This is a genomic window from Bradyrhizobium sp. USDA 4503, assembly GCF_054055815.1.
The window spans coordinates 3,520,521-3,536,568 of sequence record NZ_JBSRXS010000001.1 but is presented as its reverse complement, the minus strand read 5'-3'; the positions used below and the strand labels follow the sequence as shown (position 1 = coordinate 3,536,568).

Below are 16,048 nucleotides of genomic sequence, written 5' to 3'. Positions count from 1 at the left end.
GCGCGACAGCCGAAAGCGGGCGTCGAGGACCGATGAATCAGCATTTTGACACCATTCTAAAATCCGGCACCGTGGTCAATCAGGACGGCGAGGGCGTGCGCGATATCGGTATCGCGGGCGGCCGCATCGCCGCGATCGGCTCGCTCAGTCAGGCCTCGGCCGGCGAGGTGATCGACTGCAAGGGCCTGCACATCCTGCCCGGCGTGATGGACACCCAGGTGCATTTCCGCGAGCCCGGGTTGACCCAGAAGGAAGACCTCGAGACCGGCTCGCGCAGCGCGGTGATGGGCGGGGTCACCGCCGTGTTTGAGATGCCGAACACCAATCCGCTGACGGTCACCGAAGCGGCCTTCACCGACAAGATCAAGCGCGGCCGCCATCGCATGCATTGCGATTTCGCGTTCTTCATCGGCGGCACCCGCGAGAACGTGCAGGATCTGCCGGAGTTCGAGCGCGCCCCGGGCTGCGCCGGCGTCAAGGTGTTCATCGGCTCCTCCACCGGCGCGCTGCTGGTCGAGGACGACGAGAGCCTGCGGCGGATCTTCCAGGTGATCCGGCGCCGCGCCGCGTTCCACGCCGAGGACGAGTATCGCCTCAACGAGCGCAAGCCGCTGCGGATCGAGGGCGATGCTCGCTCGCATCCGGTGTGGCGCGACGAGACCGCCGCGCTGATGGCGACCGAGCGCCTGGTCAATCTCGCGCGCGAGACCGGCAAGCGCATCCACGTGCTGCACATCTCGACCAAGGACGAGATTCTGTACCTGCGCGACCACAAGGATGTCGCCTCCTGCGAGGCGACGCCGCACCACCTCACCATGGCCGCGCCGGAGTGCTACGAGCGGCTCGGCACACTGGCCCAGATGAACCCGCCGGTGCGCTCGGCCGATCACCGCGCCGGCATCTGGTACGGCATCGAGCAGGGCATCATCGACGTGCTCGGCTCGGATCACGCGCCGCATACGCTGGAGGAGAAGGCCAAGACCTATCCGGCCTCGCCGTCGGGCATGACCGGTGTGCAGACGCTGGTGCCGCTGATGCTCGATCACGTCAATGCCGGGCGGCTGTCGCTGGCTCGCTTCGTCGATCTCACCAGCGCGGGGCCTGCGCGCCTGTTCAACATCGCCTGCAAGGGCCGCATCGCGGCCGGTTACGATGCCGACTTCACAATCGTCGACCTGAAGCGCAGCGAGACCATCACCAACAAATGGATCGCCTCGCGCGCCGCCTGGACGCCTTATGACGGCGTGCGGGTGCAGGGCTGGCCGGTCGGCACCTTCGTGCGCGGCCGGCGGGTGATGTGGCAGGGCGAAGTCACGACGCCATCGACCGGCGAGCCGGTTCGGTTCCTCGAGACGCTGAAGCAGTAGGTTCGCGTTTGACGCGTTTTCTTGACGCGAACCGGCGGCCCACTTCGCTCGAAAACGCTATCGTTTTTACTGTCGGGCCAATGCCAGCGAGAACTCGCCGTTGCGCACGCGCGCGGCGAGGCCCTCGGCAAATTTCGCCACCGCGTCCTCGCCATAGGTGCCGACGAGTTCGGCGAGCGCCGCAAACAGGCTCGCCTGCGCGAGGCAGTCGCCATCGACGCCGTCGTGACGCGCTTCAGCCCAGGCCTCGTTCAGGTAGCCCAGCGCGGCCTGCTTCTGCTCGTGGTCGGGTCGCGGGTCTTGGTGATGGGGGAAGGACGCTGGATGGCGCATGAAACTCTGCAAATTGACAGCGCGCGGTCCGAGGAGCGAACCACTGCGACGCGCGAGATGTATCACGCATGCAGGTACCGCCTAGCCCACATCTTTCGAAAAGGTTAACGGCGGCCCCGGCATTTAAAGGGGAATTCCGGATATCCGGGCCGCGATCAGCCGAATGAGCTGTGGATATGGTCCAGCACCGCGCGCGGCGTGGCGCACAGATGGCTGGCGCCGGCCTCGGTCAGCTCCTCGGGCGTGCCGTAGCCATAGGTGACGCCGACCGCCCGGATGCCGTTTCGATTCGCCCCGATCACGTCGTGGCTGCGATCGCCGATCATCAGGGATTTGGCCGGATCGGCCCCGGTCTGCGCCAGCGCATAGGTGAGCAGGTCGACCTTGTTGACCCGGGTTCCGTCGAACTCCGAGCCGAACACGTGGTCGAAATAGCCGCCGAGGCCGAAATGCGCGATGATCCGCGTCGCGAACACATGCGGCTTCGAGGTCGCGACGAACATCCGGCCCGGTGCCCGGCGCAGCTCGGCCAGAACCTCCGCGATGTCGGGATAGACCGCGTTCTCGAACAGCCCGACATCGCCGAATCTTTCGCGGTAGAGCGCGACCGCGCGGTCCGCGAGCTCCTCGCCGCCGAGCAGCATCGCAAAGCTCGCCCTGAGCGGCGGCCCGATGCACCAGGTCAGTTCATCCTGCGAGGGAACCGGCCGGCCGAGCTTTTCCAGCGCGTACTGGATCGAGCCGGTGATTCCGGGCTTCGGGTCGGTCAGGGTGCCGTCGAGGTCGAAGAAGATCGCCCGTTCAGTTGGCATAGCGGGCCGTCAGGTCGCGCGAGATTTTCGAGCCCTCCTCGATGTAGCGGCGGATCGCCACGGTGGCCGCGGGCGTGCAGGTCCGGTAGGTCTGCTGGAAGCCGTTATAGCCGCGGTTGAAGCCTGCGATCATGCGGGCGCGGCGGTCGCCGGAGGGGGTCTCGGCATCGATCAGCGCCTGCATTTCGTTGCGCCATTTGGCGCCCTCGTTGGAGCCGCAGATGCCGCGCAGATAGTGCAGGGCGCCGAGGATCTCGGCCAGCCGCTGCAAATCGCCGTCGAACGGCGCAGCCGCGTCCTGCGCCCGGGCGGGCGTCGCAAGGCATGCCGACAACAGGATCACAACGGCGAGAAAGGCTCTGATCATCAGGGGTTCCGGAATGGCGGTGGTATGCCCCCTCAATGCGCCCGAGGCAAGGCGGCCGAGCCCCCAAAGCCGCTAAAACGGGCCTCAAACCAGCCGCCGGGCGGCCGCAATCACCTCATGCAGGCCGCCGGTGACCTTGAGGTCGCCGATCTCCTCCGGCGCCAGCCATTTGAAATCGTCGTGCTCGTCGTTCAGGTGAGGCTCGCGGGACGCCCAGCGCGCCGCGAAGGTCATGATCAGATAGTGTCCGGTGCCGGGGCCGGTCGGCAGCACCTCGCGCCAGCCGGCGAGGCCGACGATCTCGACCTTGAGGCCGGTCTCCTCGTCGATCTCCCGGTGCAGGGCGGTATGCAGCGATTCGCCGAACTCGACCCGGCCGCCGGGCAGCGAATAGAAGCCCTTGCCGGGCGAGCGGGCGCGGCGCACCAGCAGCACCTTGTCGTCGCGGAAAATCACGCCTGACACGGCGAGCTGCGGGCGGATCGGAGGTTCGGGAGAGGTCAAGGTGATTGGCAGCCGGTTGTGAAGACCATCATGCCCGATATCTCAGGCGCCCGCCATGATGCTGTCGACATCGGCCTCTGCGGCGCCGTTGATGATGCCGGCGGTCTGCATCACCAGCGGCTTGACCCAGACGATCGCCTGCTCGGCGAGCGCGACCCGGCTCTTGTCCTGCTGCAATTGCCGCATCGCCGCCCCGACCTCGGTCAGGATCTTCGTCATGCTGTCGGTGAGCTGGTCGAATTCGGCCCGGATTGCGGCGTCCGCGGTCTCATAGGCCTCGATCGCGAGATCGCGTGCCCGGAAATTCGACGCGGTGAAATGCTCGGCATAGGACAGCGGCTGCCATTCGAGGAAATCGCTGGCGCATTCCGGCAGGTCCGGGACCATCTCCAGCAGCATGATGGCTTCGTTGAAGTGATTGAGGTAGTCGGTGGCAAGCCCGGTGCGGGGATTGATGTTGGCGGCGCGCAACAGCGCCGCCCGCGCCTCATCGGGGTACGTCGGTCGCGGGGAAGAGTCCGCTATGGCGGCCGTTGAGGTCATTGATCGCAGTCTTTAACGGTCCAAGTTAAGGCAGAATAAACGGATACCACTCTGGACGGCAAATGTGCGGACGCTTTGTCATAACCTCGCCGCCGGCGGCCTTGCGCGAGATGTTCGGCTATATCGAGCAGCCGAATTTTCCGCCACGGTATAATGTTGCGCCGACCCAGCCGATCCCGGTGGTGCTGCTGCAGAATGGCGGCCGGCATTTTCAATTGATGCGCTGGGGCCTGATCCCGTCGTGGGTCAAGGACCCCAGGACCTTCTCGCTCCTGATCAACGCGCGCTCCGAGACGGTGCGTGAGAAGCCGGCCTTCAAGAACGCGATCAAGCGGCGCCGGGCGCTGATCCCCGCCGACGGCTATTACGAATGGCAGGATGCCGGCGGCCGCAAGCGGCCGTTCTTCATCCATCGCCGCGACGGCCATCCGCTCGCCTTCGCCGCGCTTGCCGAGACCTGGATGGGGCCGAACGGCGAGGAGCAGGATACGGTCGCGATCGTCACTGCGCCGGCCAGTCCCGACCTCGCGCAATTGCATCACCGCGTGCCGGTCACGATCAGGCCCGAGCAATTCGCGCGCTGGCTCGACTGCCTGCCGAACGATGTCGACGACGTGATGCCGATGCTGAAGGGCCCCGAGGTCGGCGAGTTCGCCTGGCACCAGGTCACGATGCGCGTCAACGCGGTCGCCAATGACGATGCGCAATTGCTGCTGCCGATGACCGCGGATGAAATCGCCGCGGAGGACGCGCCGCAGCCGAAGAAGGCCGCGCCGCGCAAGGCGCCGGTGCGGGAGGATGACGGGCAGGGGTCGCTGTTTTGAGGGCTCACTGAACCGGCGTGATGCAGCGCGGATTTGCGTCAGCTCTCCACATCGTCGTCCTGGCCTTCGCCAGGACGACAATGAAGATGGACCTCGATTCAACCGGTGCGCAATTGCGCACCTGAGGGCTCGCGCCAAGTGGCGCGCTCCGGCATGACAGAGCCAGAGATCACCCCTTCACGTGTGCCACGCCCTCGATCTCGATCAGCATCTTTGGATTGGGCAGCGCCACCACCACGCAGGTGGTGCGCGCGGGGTAGGGGGCGGGGCCGAACGCGCCAGCATACAGCGCGTTCATCGTCGCGACGTCGCTCGCGCGCGTCAGCAGCACGTTGACCTTGACGAGATCGCGCATCGTCGCGCCCGCCTCGCTCAGCACGCGCTTGAAATTGATCACGACATTGGCGAACTGCGCCTCGAACCCGTCGGGCAGCTCGCGATTGGCGTCAAAGCCGGGAATGCCGGAGATGAACAACAAATCGCCGACGCGGGCGCCGAACGAGAGTGGCGGCGCCTGGACGCCGGGCGGAGGAGGGAAGTGCTTGATTGTGGTCTTTTCAGTCATTGGGTCACCCGTCTGCGTGAGATGGAAGGGAAGAAGTTTCGATGGCGCGCGGTGCCGCTGCACGCCGGCGCCAAAGATTCCTGCCGAAGAGATTCTGGCCGATCATGCCTGCGAGCATCGCGAGAACGAAGACCACGATCGGTAGCGAGAGGCCGGCGATATTGACCAGTGCCGGCCCGGGGCAGATGCCGACGAGGCCCCAGCCGATGCCGAACAGCACCGCGCCGGCAACCAGCGGCGCATCGATGTCGGTGCGGTCGGGCCAGAGGAAGCGCGCCGAGAAGGCGGGGGCCGTGCGCCGCCGGGCGATCGCGAAGCCGGTTGCTGCGACCGCAACCGCGCCCGCCATCACGAAGGCGAGCGTCGCGTCCCACGCGCCGAACAGATCGAGGAAGCCGAGCACCTTCTGCGGATCGGTCATGCCGGAGATCAGAAGGCCCGCGCCGAAGATCAGGCCGCAGGCAAAACTGGCAAGCACCGCCATCGCTAAACCGCTCCTTGTTTGAGCATGATCCTTTCGGAAAACCGCTTCGCACTTTTCCGGATCATGCTTAGCCTCCGATCCCGTGCCTGACGATTGCGACCGTCGCGATCGCCGTCAGCATGAAGATGCATGTTGCCACGATCGAGCGGCCGGACAGCCGCGCGAAGCCGCAGACGCCGTGGCCCGAGGTGCAGCCATTGCCCATCCTTGTACCGAATCCGACCAGCAGTCCCGCGATCGCGACCACCACAAGGCTCGCATTCATCGCCGGCCGCGGCAGCGGCGCGCCGAACAGCGCCGCAATCAGGGGCGCTCCGATCAGTCCCGCGATGAACGCGATGCGCCAGGAACGATCGGCGCTACGGTCGGCGGTATCGGCCCGCAGCGCGCCGCCGACGATGCCGGTGACCCCGGCGATTCGCCCGGTCAGCAGCATCAAGAGCGCCGCGGCAAGCCCGATCAGCGCGCCGCCGGCTAGGCCGGAAAGTGGGGTGAAATCGTGCATCGATGCAGATCCCTGTTGCGCAAACTCCTCAGCGATCCGGCAAAGCGGTGGGCGCGCATGCGCCAGTGGTCGCGCGGCTGCAGAGGCGATGATAGACTCCGCACCATCAGGAACAAGCGCAATCCCGCATGTTTCGCGGCATTTCAGCGATGCCGCCGGTCGGCTGGATTGCCGCGATTCGCTCTCACTTCGTCCGGAGAATCCCCCATGAAGTTGCCATCCGTCGCCCGCGCCGCGCTGCTCGCGCTGGCGATGCTCACCGGAACGTCCGCTGCCCTGGCTGACGAGGGCGCGGTGACGCTCGTGATCTTCAAGGGCGGCTGGGTGTTCGGCGGCTCCGCCGGCAAGGGCGTCATGACCTTCCACGGCCAGACCTATGGGCTCACGGCCGGCGGGCTGGACTATGGGCTCGTGTTCGGCGGCTCGCAGACCACGTTGCAGGGGCGGGTGCGCAATATCCGCCGTCCGCAGGATATCAACGGCGTCTATGCCGCGGCGGGCATGGGCGTTGCGCTCGGCGCCGGCGTGCGCGGCATCCTCTTGACCAACCAGAACGGCGCGGTGCTCGAATTGAGCGGCAAGCAGGTCGGGCTGATGGCCAATGTCGATCTCAGCGGGCTTGCGATCACGTTGAAGGAGTAGGGAGCGGTCTCGTAGCGATCTCGTAGGATGGGTAGAGCGAAGCGAAACCCATCGACTTCGGTGCGTCGGGAGAGATGATGGGTTTTGCGGAGTTTATCATCGGGCCGCGCTTTGCGCGGACCCGTTGGCTCTACCGATCCTACGATCCTACGATTCCGTGATCCACTCGGCGAGTTCGCGCCACGGCTGTAAGGTCCAATGACCCGAGGCCGCGCCGGATGGCGACGGCAGCACGAACACTTCGGGAAAGCCATTCACCGATGGCTGCCGACCGAGCACGAGCGCGTTGGTCGGCCTGTTGTAGAACAGGCTCGCCGCCTTCCTGCTGGTGAAGGCGACGGTGTTCGGCCGATAGGTCTCGATCTTCGTCCGGAAGCCCACCACGTCGAACGACTGCCTGTTGATTTCGTGATCCATCCCGGCGCCGGTCTTGGAGAGATCGGTGAAGCCGATGCCGAGCGCGAGCAGTGCCGCGAACTCGTCCGGCCGATAGCGCCGCGGCGTGATGCCGGCCTCATGCAGCGCACGCCAGAACCGGTTGCCGGGATGCGCGTAATAATGCCCGACGGCGGCTGACCGCGTGCTGGCCGCGGTGCCGACGAACACCAGGCGCAGATTGGCGCGGAGCTGGTCGGGGAGGCGGTGGGAATTGTTCGCGGGCATCTGGGGGCTGAATAAAGTAATCACGCGTTGGCACATGACTTCACCTGGAATCGAGCGGCGAACTGCGCCTCACCTCTCCCGATTGCGGGCAGGGCAATCCGGTGTTTCCGCGCCGTCATGGCCGGCACAAGGCCGGGCATGACGAGTTTGTGGCGCTATCGAGCCCATATGCGATTGCCAGCACTCGCAGGGGAGGCGCGTTCCCAAAATATCGAAAACAACCCCATGCAAAGTACAAAGTAGCCGGCGGTGGCCGGCGTTCGACCAGGCTACTTGACACGTCGGGCAACTCACGGATATTTTCCAATATTCCGAAATCACGCAGGCGCACGCTCGCCTCCCGGGGCATATGGCATTCGTGCGCTTCTGTAAGCGACGTTTCCATGTCGTCGTGGCCGCCAGCCATATGCATAGCCCTGCGGCTTGCGGGGGGCAGTGCCGTCGCTGTCGTCATTCAAGCTAGTCCCGTCACGCGCTAGCGCACCGGCTCCTTGACCTCTTCTTCCGTCGTGACCGCTTGCGACGGTCCGGTTGCGCGCACCATCAGGAACGTCCCCGAGAACCTTGTGCCGCGGATGCTCCAGCGGCCGTCGATCTCGGTCGCGTCGGCATTGACCGCGCCTTCATAGTGCACGGTGTCGTAGCCGTAGCCAGGCGGCTCGTAACGTTTGACGAACGTAACAGCGCTGCCGGAGCGCTGGCCCGCAAGCGATGCATTGTGCGTGCTGATCGGACAGCCCGGCATCACGCAGGGTTCGGTCACGCTGCCGCCGAGCGCGCCGCCGGCGTCGATCAGCGTCGCCAGGAACGTGACCATGCCGCTCGGCTGAACATAGCTGCCGTCCCAGACGCCGGTGAGATTGTCGGTCATGTCGCTTGCCCGGATTGCGCTTGGCGAAATTGCAGTGATCGATGTGGTGCACGCAGCGCCTCAACGCAAGTCGTGCCCGATCGCGCGGTTGCTTGCAGGTGCAAAAGGGTCTGTAATCCGCTCAAACAGATCAAGAAGAATTCGGGAGCGGACATGACAGGAGAGGCGAAAACCCACTTTGAGGTGATCGTGGTCGGCGCCGGCGTCGCGGGCATCTACCAGATCAAGCGGCTGGCCGATCTCAGCATCGACGCCACCGTGCTCGAAGCCGCGCCCGATCTCGGCGGCACCTGGTACTGGAACCGCTATCCGGGCTGCCGCTTCGATTCCGAGAGCTACACCTATGGCTTCTCATTCTCGCGCGAGCTGCTCGACGAGTGGCACTGGAAGGAACGCTTCTCCGGCCAGCCCGAGAATCTGCGTTACCTCAACTACGTCGCCGACAAGTTCGACCTGCGCAAGTACATGCAGTTCAATTGCAAGGTCGATATCATGCAGTTCGACGAGACGCGCGACCTCTGGCAATTGAGGATCAGTGACGGCCGCGAACTGACCTGCCGCTTCGTGGTGCTCGCGATCGGGCTGTTGTCGGCGCCGACCATGCCGCGCGTGCCTGGCATCGATGACTTCAAGGGCCGCTCGTTCCACACCTATTACTGGCCGCACGAGCCCGTCGATCTCGCCGGCAAGAAGGTCGCGGTGATCGGCACCGGCGCGACCGGCATCCAGCTGATCGGCGAGATCGCCGACAAGGTCGGCGAGCTCACGGTGTTCCAGCGCCGGCCGAACTGGAGCGCGCCGCTCAACAACTCTGCGATCTCCGTTGACGAGATGGCCGAGATCCGCGCCCGCTATGACGAGATTTTTGCTGCCTGCGCGTTGACGCCGGGCAGTTTTGTCCATGGCCCCGACAAGCGCGGCTTCTACGAGGTGAGCCGCGCGGAGCGGCTCAAGCTGTGGGACAAGCTCTACGACGAGCCCGGCTTCGGCATCTGGCTCGCGAACTTCCGCGAGATCTTCATGGACGAAGCCGCCAATGCGGAGCTCTCGGAATATATCGCGGGCCGCATCCGCCAGCGCGTGAACGATCCTGATGTCGCCGAGAAGCTGATCCCGCGGGATCACGGCTTCGGCGTGCAGCGCCTGCCGCTGGAGACCCGATATTTCGAGGCGTACAATCGCGACAATGTGCAGCTCGTCGATCTCTCCGAAACGCCGCTGGTGCGCGTCACCGAAAAAGGCCTCCGCACCGCGGCGCGCGACTACGATTTCGACATCATCGTCTACGCCACCGGCTTCGACGCCATCACCGGCGCCTACGACCTGATCGATATCAGGGGCATCGGCGGCGAGAGCCTTGCCGACAAGTGGAAGCACGCGCCGTCGACCTTCCTCGGCATGCTCGTGCACGGCTTCCCGAACCTGTTGATGCCGACCGGCCCGCAAAGCGCCTCCGCGTCGACCAACTTCCCGCGCGGCATCGAGAACGGCGTCAACTGGTGCACCAACCTGCTGCAATACATGTGGGACCGCGGCCTGACCCGCGCCGACGCGACCCTGGAAGCGCAGCAGCGCTGGACCGCGCATGTCGTCAAGATGTACGAGATCATGCTGATGCGCAAAGCCAAGTCGTGGTTCACCGGCTACAACTCCAACGTCGCCGGCCACGAGGAGGGGACGGTCCGCTACTTCGTCTACAACGGCGGCACGCCGAAGTTTTTGGGGATCATCAACGGCGTGGCGGCGGAGGGGTATCGGGAGATCGAGTTTGGTGCGAGCGCCGGTGGCGCCGTGCGGGAGGCGGCCACTGGCGCGTCGGCATAGCGTAGCCCGCATGAGCGCAGCGATATGCGGGTCAGATAGAAGCCCCGGATATCGCGTCGCTCATCCGGGCTACTAGCTTTGTTTTCAGGCCACCGCCGCCGAATATCACATCGAGCAGCGAACATACGGCGTCTCGATGGGCACCGGTGCCTTGGAGCTGAGTATGATCTTGTTCTCTCCGGAGAGTGTTATGTCGAATGACACGTCCGAAACCGCGACGCCGTCCGAGCACGCCGCAATCACGCGAACATTCTGCCCGTCATCATGCAGCGATTTGACGGTGCATTTTTGAAATGTGCCGGTGATTTGCTTGCCCTGGACGATCAAGCCTCCCGCGTTGAGATCGGCATCTTTCTTGAACGCGAGCTTGTTGTTCTCCTTGGTGAAGACCTGGTTGCAAGCCGAGGCGTCGATCGTCCAGGCTCCGCTCAAATCCGCAGCCTGTGTCGAGGCCGCTTGCGCAACGAGAAGTACGAATAGCACAGCGTTGAAGGTTCTCATGAAACTCTCCAATCAAATGGTCACAGGGGTGATATCCCTGACCCGACCTTCATCGCTTTCGAGCGTCATAGCAAGCGATGAGATAGCGGATTTTTCGTTGATCCAAGTCAAGGGTTCTGCGGAGCGCCTGGTGTGGACCTGGGCCGGTTGCTGTCGTGACCGGCCCTCCACAAGCCGAACACACGCACTAAATCATAGGTGAATGATCCAGGCGCAAAAAGGCCGGGCTTTCACCCGGCCTTTCGTTTTTGGATGGATGCCCGGGGCGTCTCGCGCGAAGACGCGCTCCGCGCTGCCCGGGCATGACGAGCGGTGAGGGTCAGAACACCCTGTTGCTCTCCTTCACCTTCTCCGCGTCCAGATACACGTCGCTTCCCATCTCCTTGAACTTGGCGCTCATCTGCGCCATGCCCTGCTCCTTGTCGTTGAGCGTCGCGGCGTAGTCGCGGACGTCCTGGGTGATCTTCATCGAGCAGAATTTCGGGCCGCACATCGAGCAGAAATGCGCGACCTTGTGGGCTTCCTTCGGCAGGGTCTCGTCGTGGAAGTTCTTCGCGGTGTCGGGATCGAGGCCGAGGTTGAACTGGTCCTCCCAGCGGAAGTCGAACCGGGCACGGCTGAGCGCATCGTCGCGGAGCTGCGCGGCCGGATGGCCCTTGGCCAGATCAGCGGCGTGGGCCGCGATCTTGTAGGTGATGACGCCGGTCTTGACGTCGTTGCGATCCGGGAGACCCAGATGCTCCTTCGGCGTGACGTAGCACAGCATCGCGCAGCCGAACCAGCCGATCATCGCAGCGCCAATGCCCGAGGTGATGTGGTCGTAGCCCGGCGCGATGTCGGTCGTCAGCGGCCCGAGGGTGTAGAACGGCGCCTCGCCGCACTCCTTGAGCTGCTTGTCCATGTTGATCTTGATCTTGTGCATCGGCACGTGGCCGGGGCCCTCGATCATGACCTGGCAGCCCTTGTCCCACGCGATCTTCGTCAGTTCGCCGAGCGTCTCGAGCTCGGCAAACTGCGCGCGGTCGTTGGCGTCCGCAATCGAGCCGGGGCGCAGACCGTCGCCGAGCGAGAACGAGACGTCATACTTGCGCATGAGGTCGCAGATCTCGTCGAAATGGGTGTAGAGGAAGCTCTCCTTGTGATGCGCAAGGCACCACTTCGCCATGATCGAGCCGCCGCGCGACACGATGCCGGTGACGCGGTTGGCGGTGAGGTGGATGTAGGGCAGCCGCACGCCGGCGTGGATCGTGAAATAGTCGACGCCCTGTTCGCACTGTTCGATCAGGGTGTCCTTGTAGAGCTCCCAAGTCAGCTTGACCGGATCACCGTCGCACTTCTCCAGCGCCTGGTAGATCGGCACGGTGCCGATCGGCACCGGCGAGTTGCGCAAAATCCATTCGCGGGTGGTGTGGATGTTGCGGCCCGTCGAGAGGTCCATCACGGTGTCGGCGCCCCAGCGGATCGCCCACACCATCTTGTCGACCTCTTCTTCAACCGACGAGGTCACCGCCGAGTTGCCGATATTGGCGTTGATCTTGGTCAGGAAGTTGCGGCCGATGATCATCGGCTCGAGCTCGGCATGGTTGATGTTGGAGGGAATGATGGCGCGGCCGCGTGCGATCTCGTCGCGGACGAATTCCGGGGTGATGAAGTCCGGCACGGAGGCGCCAAAGCTCTCGCCGTCGGCAAGCGCGGCCTCGGCGCGCTCGAGCTGTTGCTTGCGGCCGAGATTCTCGCGCTCGGCGACGTAGATCATCTCCTTGGTGATGATGCCGGCGCGGGCGAATTCGAGCTGCGTGATCTTGTGGCCGTCGAGGCCGCGCAGCGGCGTGTGGTGCGCGGTGAACGCCTTGGCGGCGTGGGCGGCGCCGACATTGCCGTTGTCCTCCGGCTTGATGGTGCGCCCCTCATATTCCTCGACGCCGCCGCGCTCCTTGACCCAGGCGAGCCGATTGCGCGGCAGGCCGGCGTTGACGTCGATCGTCACGTTCGGGTCGGTGTAAGGGCCCGAGGTGTCGTAGACCGGCAGGTTCGGCTCGCCGGCGCCCTCCGACAGCATGATCTCGCGCAGCGGCACGCGCAGATCGGACGCGGCCTCCGGCGTCGCAAAGATCTTGCGTGAGGCGGGCAGCGCGCCGGTGGTGACGGCGGGACGGGTGGTGTCGGGATTGGAGCGGATGTTCATGAGGGATCCTCCTTAATCTTGTCGTCATTCCGGACGGTCCGTTAGGACCGATCCGGAATCTCGAGGTGGTGGCGCGAGATTCCGGGTTCACGCTTCGCGTGCCCCGGAATGACGCTGGTGAGAGTTACGTGCATCACGCGGCCTCCGCGCTGAGGCCGAGCCATTGTCTGACCCGCGCGTCGGGGTCGGGGTTCTGGGTGACGTCACTGACGACGGCGATCGAATCGGCGCCGGCGGCGAAGATCTCGGCCGCGTGCTCGAACTTGATGCCGCCGATCGCGACAAGGGGGATGGAGCCGATCCGTTTCTTCCACTCGGTGATCTTCGGAATGCCCTGCGGCTCGAACCGCATCGATTTGAGCGTGGTGAAGAAGATCGGGCCGAGCGCGACATAGTCGGGCTTGGCGGCGAGCGCGGTGGCGAGCTCGGCGTCGTCATGGGTGGAGATGCCGAGCGTCAAGTTCGCTTTGCGGATCTCGCCGAGGTCGGCCTCGGCGAGGTCTTCCTGCCCGAGATGCAGATGCTCGGCGCCGGCGACGATCGCCGCGCGCCAATAGTCGTTGACCACGAGCTTGGTCGGCGTGCCCTTGGTCACTGCGAGCGCATCGCTGACGATCTGCAGCGCCCCGGCATCGTCGAGCTCCTTGGCGCGCAGCTGGATGGTGCCGACGCCGAGTTTTGTCAGTCGCTCGACCCATTTGATGCTGTCGACGACGGGATAGAAGGGATCAGGATACGGCATGCCAGAACGGGGTCCCAACGACAGGGGTGGAGGGGGAGGCGAAGTCGCGGGCTTCCATCAGCCCGGCTTCGTAAGCGGTGCGGCCGGCCTCGACGCCGAGGCGGAAGGCATTGGCCATCGCAACGGGATCGGCGGCTTTGGCGACCGCCGTGTTGAGCAGCACGGCGTCATAGCCGAGCTCGAGCGCCTCGGCGGCATGCGAAGGCGCCCCTAAGCCGGCGTCGACCACCAGCGTGATGCCGGGCAGGCGGTCGCGCAACAGCTTCAGCGCGTCGCGGTTGGTGATGCCCTTGGCGCTGCCGATCGGTGCTGCCCACGGCATCACCACCTTGCAGCCGGCGTCGACCAGCCGCGAGGCGACCGAGAAATCCTCGGTGCAATAGGGGAAGACTTCAAAACCGTCCTTGATCAGGATGCCGGCCGCCTCGACCAGGCCGACCACATCGGGCTGCAGCGTGTCGTTGTCGGCGATCACCTCGAGCTTGATCCACGGCGTGCCGAACAATTCGCGCGCGAGCTTTGCGGTGGTCACCGCTTCCTTGACGCTGCGGCAGCCCGCGGTGTTCGGCAGCACGGTGACGCCGAGCTCGCGGATCAGCGACCAGAACGCATCGCCGGTCTTGCCACCCGCCGCCTCGCGCCGCAGCGACACCGTGACGATGCTGGCGCCCGAGGCGCGGATCGCATTCTGCATGATCGCAGGCGAGGGATACAGCGCCGTGCCGATCAGCAGGCGGGACGGGAAGGATTTGCCGTAGAAGGTGACCATGTGTCTCCTCAAACTATGCCGTCGTCCCGGCGAAGGCCGGGACCCATAACCACGACCGGAAGTTGTCGGATGGGACGTCTCCCCGCGTGCTTCACTGAAGGGCCGCGGCGTATGGGTCCCGGCCTTCGCCGGGACGACGTGGGGAGGGAGCTTGCGAATAAGCTCACATCACCCTCCCTGCCGCGGCGTGATGATCTCGATCTCGTCGCCGGCTTTCAACGCGGTGTCGGCCCAGCGGCTCTTCGGCACCACGTCGTAGTTCAGCGCGATCGCGAAATGCGTGCCCTCGTAGTCGAGCTCGGCCAGCAGCGCATCGACACTGGAGGCCACGATCTCCCGCTGCTCGCCGTTGACGATCACGCGCATTGCATCACCTCATTGTCGATTTCGCCGCGCGCGAGATAGGCGAGCGTCAGCTCCGCCAGCGCCGGCGCGAGCAGGAAGCCATGACGGTAGAGTCCGTTCACCGTGATGCGTTCCTGCTCGATCCTGATTTTCGGCAGATTGTCGGGAAATGCAGGGCGCAGGCCGGCGCCGAATTCGACGATGCGCGCCTCGGCGAATGCCGGATGCACGACATAGGCGGCCCCTAACAGCTCCAGCGCCGAGCGCACGCTGACGCCGTTGTCCTCGGCCTCGATCGAGGTCGCGCCCAGCATGAAGCGGCCGTCGCCGCGCGGGATCACGTAAAGCGGCCAGCGCGGATGGATCAGCCGCACCGGGCGCGCCAATTCGACCTCGGAGGTCTCGATGATGATCATCTCGCCCTTGACGCCGCGCAAGCTCGGCTCGCGGTCGCGCGCGGCAAGGCCGCGGCAGTCGATCACGACGCCGTCGAGATCGGCTGCCTCGGCGTCGCTGCCGAACTTGATGGCGCCGCCGGCCTTGCCGATCGCGGCATGCAGCCGCGGCAGCACGCGGCGCGGCTCGACATGGCCCTCGTCGGGATAGAACAGGGCGTCACGGAAACGGCCCTCGAGCGACGGCTCGAGCGCGCGAACGCCCTCGGCGTCGATCCGGCGATGGCCGGTGGTGAGGCGGGCAAAGCGCTCGAAATCGGCGCGGTCGCGCGGATGCGCCACCACCAGCGAGCCGTTGAACGGGGTTTCCGGAACATGCTGCCGCCAGAGCTCGAGCGAGCGGATGCCGAGCCGGGAGATCACCGGCTCGGAGGCCTCCGCCTCGCACCAGGGCGCCAGCATCCCGCCGGCCCAGTGGCTTGTGGATTCCGTCATCGCGGCGTCACTGCGCTCATGCAGGGTGACGGCATGTCCGGCCTCTGCGAGCAAGAGCGCATGCCAGGCGCCAGCTATGCCTGCGCCGATGATGGAGACGGGGGAATCCCCCCGCGGTCTTGACGTCTGATACATCCCCGTCCCTTCGCCGGCATGACCCGGATCAGGTTCAAAGGGTCACCGCGGTCCCGGACTATTCGCCTACTGGCTAGTCCAAGCTTGCGGTATCTCAGCTCCTCCTTCGGAGCACCCCTCGGAACGCCCCTAATGTAGGCGGATGGGCTCGTGTGTCAACTTGTATGCCAGACACGT

The 16,048-nt window shown here is 65.1% G+C and carries 20 protein-coding genes and 1 riboswitch; of the genes, 4 read left to right on the top strand and 16 right to left on the bottom strand.

Going from position 1 to position 16,048, the window contains the following annotated elements; all coding sequences use genetic code 11:
* Nucleotides 1-32: 32 nt before the first annotated feature.
* A complete protein-coding gene (locus tag ACVMIH_RS17285) occupies nucleotides 33-1,367 on the top strand; it encodes a dihydroorotase (protein WP_057014936.1) in 1,335 nt (444 codons plus the stop codon).
* 66 nt (nucleotides 1,368-1,433) lie between these two features.
* On the opposite strand, the gene ACVMIH_RS17280 is transcribed toward ACVMIH_RS17285, so the two are convergent.
* The 5 genes from ACVMIH_RS17280 to ACVMIH_RS17260 form a co-directional block, all read right to left on the bottom strand.
* Complete coding sequence (locus ACVMIH_RS17280) at nucleotides 1,434-1,700, bottom strand: hypothetical protein (RefSeq protein WP_028332620.1); 267 nt, start codon at nucleotides 1,698-1,700, stop codon at nucleotides 1,434-1,436.
* Nucleotides 1,701-1,855: 155 nt separating this feature from the next.
* Nucleotides 1,856-2,512, bottom strand: coding sequence for an HAD family hydrolase (locus tag ACVMIH_RS17275; protein WP_057014937.1), 657 nt, complete (start codon nucleotides 2,510-2,512; stop codon nucleotides 1,856-1,858).
* Entirely contained in the window at nucleotides 2,502-2,879 is a 378-nt protein-coding gene (locus tag ACVMIH_RS17270; RefSeq protein ID WP_057014938.1) for a TIGR02301 family protein, read from the bottom strand. Before ACVMIH_RS17270 ends, ACVMIH_RS17275 begins: the two co-directional genes overlap by 11 nt.
* 84 nt (nucleotides 2,880-2,963) lie before the next feature.
* Nucleotides 2,964-3,383: an NUDIX hydrolase gene (locus ACVMIH_RS17265; RefSeq protein ID WP_057014939.1), complete on the bottom strand. Its 420-nt coding sequence runs from the start codon at nucleotides 3,381-3,383 to the stop codon at nucleotides 2,964-2,966.
* A 42-nt stretch (nucleotides 3,384-3,425) separates the two neighbouring features.
* Entirely contained in the window at nucleotides 3,426-3,926 is a 501-nt protein-coding gene (locus tag ACVMIH_RS17260; RefSeq protein WP_057014940.1) for a hypothetical protein, read from the bottom strand.
* 62 nt (nucleotides 3,927-3,988) lie between these two features.
* On the opposite strand from ACVMIH_RS17260, the gene ACVMIH_RS17255 reads away from it, so the two are divergent.
* Complete coding sequence (locus ACVMIH_RS17255) at nucleotides 3,989-4,750, top strand: SOS response-associated peptidase (protein ID WP_057014941.1); 762 nt, start codon at nucleotides 3,989-3,991, stop codon at nucleotides 4,748-4,750.
* Between the two features lie 169 nt (nucleotides 4,751-4,919).
* On the opposite strand, the gene ACVMIH_RS17250 is transcribed toward ACVMIH_RS17255, so the two are convergent.
* From ACVMIH_RS17250 to ACVMIH_RS17240, 3 genes are all read right to left on the bottom strand, one after another.
* Nucleotides 4,920-5,315: a RidA family protein gene (locus ACVMIH_RS17250; RefSeq protein ID WP_057014942.1), complete on the bottom strand. Its 396-nt coding sequence runs from the start codon at nucleotides 5,313-5,315 to the stop codon at nucleotides 4,920-4,922.
* Between the two features lie 4 nt (nucleotides 5,316-5,319).
* Nucleotides 5,320-5,799 (bottom strand): DUF6691 family protein, encoded by a 480-nt coding sequence (locus ACVMIH_RS17245; RefSeq protein ID WP_057014943.1) that lies wholly within the window; start codon nucleotides 5,797-5,799, stop codon nucleotides 5,320-5,322.
* Between the two features lie 67 nt (nucleotides 5,800-5,866).
* Nucleotides 5,867-6,304: a YeeE/YedE family protein gene (locus ACVMIH_RS17240; RefSeq protein WP_456862611.1), complete on the bottom strand. Its 438-nt coding sequence runs from the start codon at nucleotides 6,302-6,304 to the stop codon at nucleotides 5,867-5,869.
* A 207-nt stretch (nucleotides 6,305-6,511) separates the two neighbouring features.
* On the opposite strand from ACVMIH_RS17240, the gene ACVMIH_RS17235 reads away from it, so the two are divergent.
* Complete coding sequence (locus ACVMIH_RS17235; protein WP_028332611.1) at nucleotides 6,512-6,946, top strand: hypothetical protein; 435 nt, start codon at nucleotides 6,512-6,514, stop codon at nucleotides 6,944-6,946.
* Between the two features lie 147 nt (nucleotides 6,947-7,093).
* Here the strand turns inward: ACVMIH_RS17235 and ACVMIH_RS17230 are convergent, their stop codons facing one another.
* Both ACVMIH_RS17230 and ACVMIH_RS17225 read right to left on the bottom strand, forming a co-directional pair.
* Nucleotides 7,094-7,609 (bottom strand): mismatch-specific DNA-glycosylase, encoded by a 516-nt coding sequence (locus ACVMIH_RS17230; RefSeq protein ID WP_057014945.1) that lies wholly within the window; start codon nucleotides 7,607-7,609, stop codon nucleotides 7,094-7,096.
* 475 nt (nucleotides 7,610-8,084) lie between these two features.
* Nucleotides 8,085-8,480 (bottom strand): hypothetical protein, encoded by a 396-nt coding sequence (locus tag ACVMIH_RS17225; protein WP_168857501.1) that lies wholly within the window; start codon nucleotides 8,478-8,480, stop codon nucleotides 8,085-8,087.
* Between the two features lie 153 nt (nucleotides 8,481-8,633).
* Here ACVMIH_RS17225 and ACVMIH_RS17220 point away from each other — a divergent pair, with 153 nt between their 5' ends.
* Nucleotides 8,634-10,304: a flavin-containing monooxygenase gene (locus tag ACVMIH_RS17220; protein WP_456862608.1), complete on the top strand. Its 1,671-nt coding sequence runs from the start codon at nucleotides 8,634-8,636 to the stop codon at nucleotides 10,302-10,304.
* Between the two features lie 105 nt (nucleotides 10,305-10,409).
* Here the strand turns inward: ACVMIH_RS17220 and ACVMIH_RS17215 are convergent, their stop codons facing one another.
* The 6 genes from ACVMIH_RS17215 to ACVMIH_RS17190 all read right to left on the bottom strand — a co-directional run bounded on the left by ACVMIH_RS17215 (nucleotide 10,410) and on the right by ACVMIH_RS17190 (nucleotide 15,871).
* Nucleotides 10,410-10,805, bottom strand: coding sequence for a hypothetical protein (locus ACVMIH_RS17215; protein WP_057014948.1), 396 nt, complete (start codon nucleotides 10,803-10,805; stop codon nucleotides 10,410-10,412).
* Nucleotides 10,806-11,124: 319 nt separating this feature from the next.
* Complete coding sequence (thiC, locus tag ACVMIH_RS17210; RefSeq protein ID WP_456862605.1) at nucleotides 11,125-12,990, bottom strand: phosphomethylpyrimidine synthase ThiC; 1,866 nt, start codon at nucleotides 12,988-12,990, stop codon at nucleotides 11,125-11,127.
* 133 nt (nucleotides 12,991-13,123) lie between these two features.
* A complete protein-coding gene (locus ACVMIH_RS17205) occupies nucleotides 13,124-13,732 on the bottom strand; it encodes a thiamine phosphate synthase (RefSeq protein WP_168857505.1) in 609 nt (202 codons plus the stop codon).
* Nucleotides 13,719-14,501: a thiazole synthase gene (locus ACVMIH_RS17200; protein WP_076824053.1), complete on the bottom strand. Its 783-nt coding sequence runs from the start codon at nucleotides 14,499-14,501 to the stop codon at nucleotides 13,719-13,721. Before ACVMIH_RS17200 ends, ACVMIH_RS17205 begins: the two co-directional genes overlap by 14 nt.
* A gap of 168 nt (nucleotides 14,502-14,669) precedes the next feature.
* A complete protein-coding gene (gene thiS, locus ACVMIH_RS17195) occupies nucleotides 14,670-14,867 on the bottom strand; it encodes a sulfur carrier protein ThiS (RefSeq protein ID WP_076824056.1) in 198 nt (65 codons plus the stop codon).
* The gene (locus ACVMIH_RS17190; RefSeq protein ID WP_456862602.1) at nucleotides 14,858-15,871 is read right to left on the bottom strand and encodes an FAD-dependent oxidoreductase; all 1,014 of its coding nucleotides are present in this window, start codon (nucleotides 15,869-15,871) and stop codon (nucleotides 14,858-14,860) included. The genes thiS and ACVMIH_RS17190 overlap by 10 nt, the downstream gene beginning before the upstream one ends.
* Nucleotides 15,860-16,000, bottom strand: a riboswitch (TPP riboswitch). (Overlaps the previous gene by 12 nt.)
* Between the last annotated feature and the right edge of the window lie 48 nt (nucleotides 16,001-16,048).

Coding starts and splice junctions, on each gene's coding strand:
- ACVMIH_RS17285 (WP_057014936.1), top strand. CDS start 33: ATGAATCAGCATTTTGACACCATTCTAAAATCCGGCACCGTGGTCAAT.
- ACVMIH_RS17280 (WP_028332620.1), bottom strand. CDS start 1,700: ATGCGCCATCCAGCGTCCTTCCCCCATCACCAAGACCCGCGACCCGAC.
- ACVMIH_RS17275 (WP_057014937.1), bottom strand. CDS start 2,512: ATGCCAACTGAACGGGCGATCTTCTTCGACCTCGACGGCACCCTGACC.
- ACVMIH_RS17270 (WP_057014938.1), bottom strand. CDS start 2,879: ATGATCAGAGCCTTTCTCGCCGTTGTGATCCTGTTGTCGGCATGCCTT.
- ACVMIH_RS17260 (WP_057014940.1), bottom strand. CDS start 3,926: ATGACCTCAACGGCCGCCATAGCGGACTCTTCCCCGCGACCGACGTAC.
- ACVMIH_RS17255 (WP_057014941.1), top strand. CDS start 3,989: ATGTGCGGACGCTTTGTCATAACCTCGCCGCCGGCGGCCTTGCGCGAG.
- ACVMIH_RS17250 (WP_057014942.1), bottom strand. CDS start 5,315: ATGACTGAAAAGACCACAATCAAGCACTTCCCTCCTCCGCCCGGCGTC.
- ACVMIH_RS17245 (WP_057014943.1), bottom strand. CDS start 5,799: ATGGCGGTGCTTGCCAGTTTTGCCTGCGGCCTGATCTTCGGCGCGGGC.
- ACVMIH_RS17240 (WP_456862611.1), bottom strand. CDS start 6,304: ATGCACGATTTCACCCCACTTTCCGGCCTAGCCGGCGGCGCGCTGATC.
- ACVMIH_RS17235 (WP_028332611.1), top strand. CDS start 6,512: ATGAAGTTGCCATCCGTCGCCCGCGCCGCGCTGCTCGCGCTGGCGATG.
- ACVMIH_RS17230 (WP_057014945.1), bottom strand. CDS start 7,609: ATGCCCGCGAACAATTCCCACCGCCTCCCCGACCAGCTCCGCGCCAAT.
- ACVMIH_RS17225 (WP_168857501.1), bottom strand. CDS start 8,480: ATGACCGACAATCTCACCGGCGTCTGGGACGGCAGCTATGTTCAGCCG.
- ACVMIH_RS17220 (WP_456862608.1), top strand. CDS start 8,634: ATGACAGGAGAGGCGAAAACCCACTTTGAGGTGATCGTGGTCGGCGCC.
- ACVMIH_RS17215 (WP_057014948.1), bottom strand. CDS start 10,805: ATGAGAACCTTCAACGCTGTGCTATTCGTACTTCTCGTTGCGCAAGCG.
- thiC (WP_456862605.1), bottom strand. CDS start 12,990: ATGAACATCCGCTCCAATCCCGACACCACCCGTCCCGCCGTCACCACC.
- ACVMIH_RS17205 (WP_168857505.1), bottom strand. CDS start 13,732: ATGCCGTATCCTGATCCCTTCTATCCCGTCGTCGACAGCATCAAATGG.
- ACVMIH_RS17200 (WP_076824053.1), bottom strand. CDS start 14,501: ATGGTCACCTTCTACGGCAAATCCTTCCCGTCCCGCCTGCTGATCGGC.
- thiS (WP_076824056.1), bottom strand. CDS start 14,867: ATGCGCGTGATCGTCAACGGCGAGCAGCGGGAGATCGTGGCCTCCAGT.
- ACVMIH_RS17190 (WP_456862602.1), bottom strand. CDS start 15,871: ATGTATCAGACGTCAAGACCGCGGGGGGATTCCCCCGTCTCCATCATC.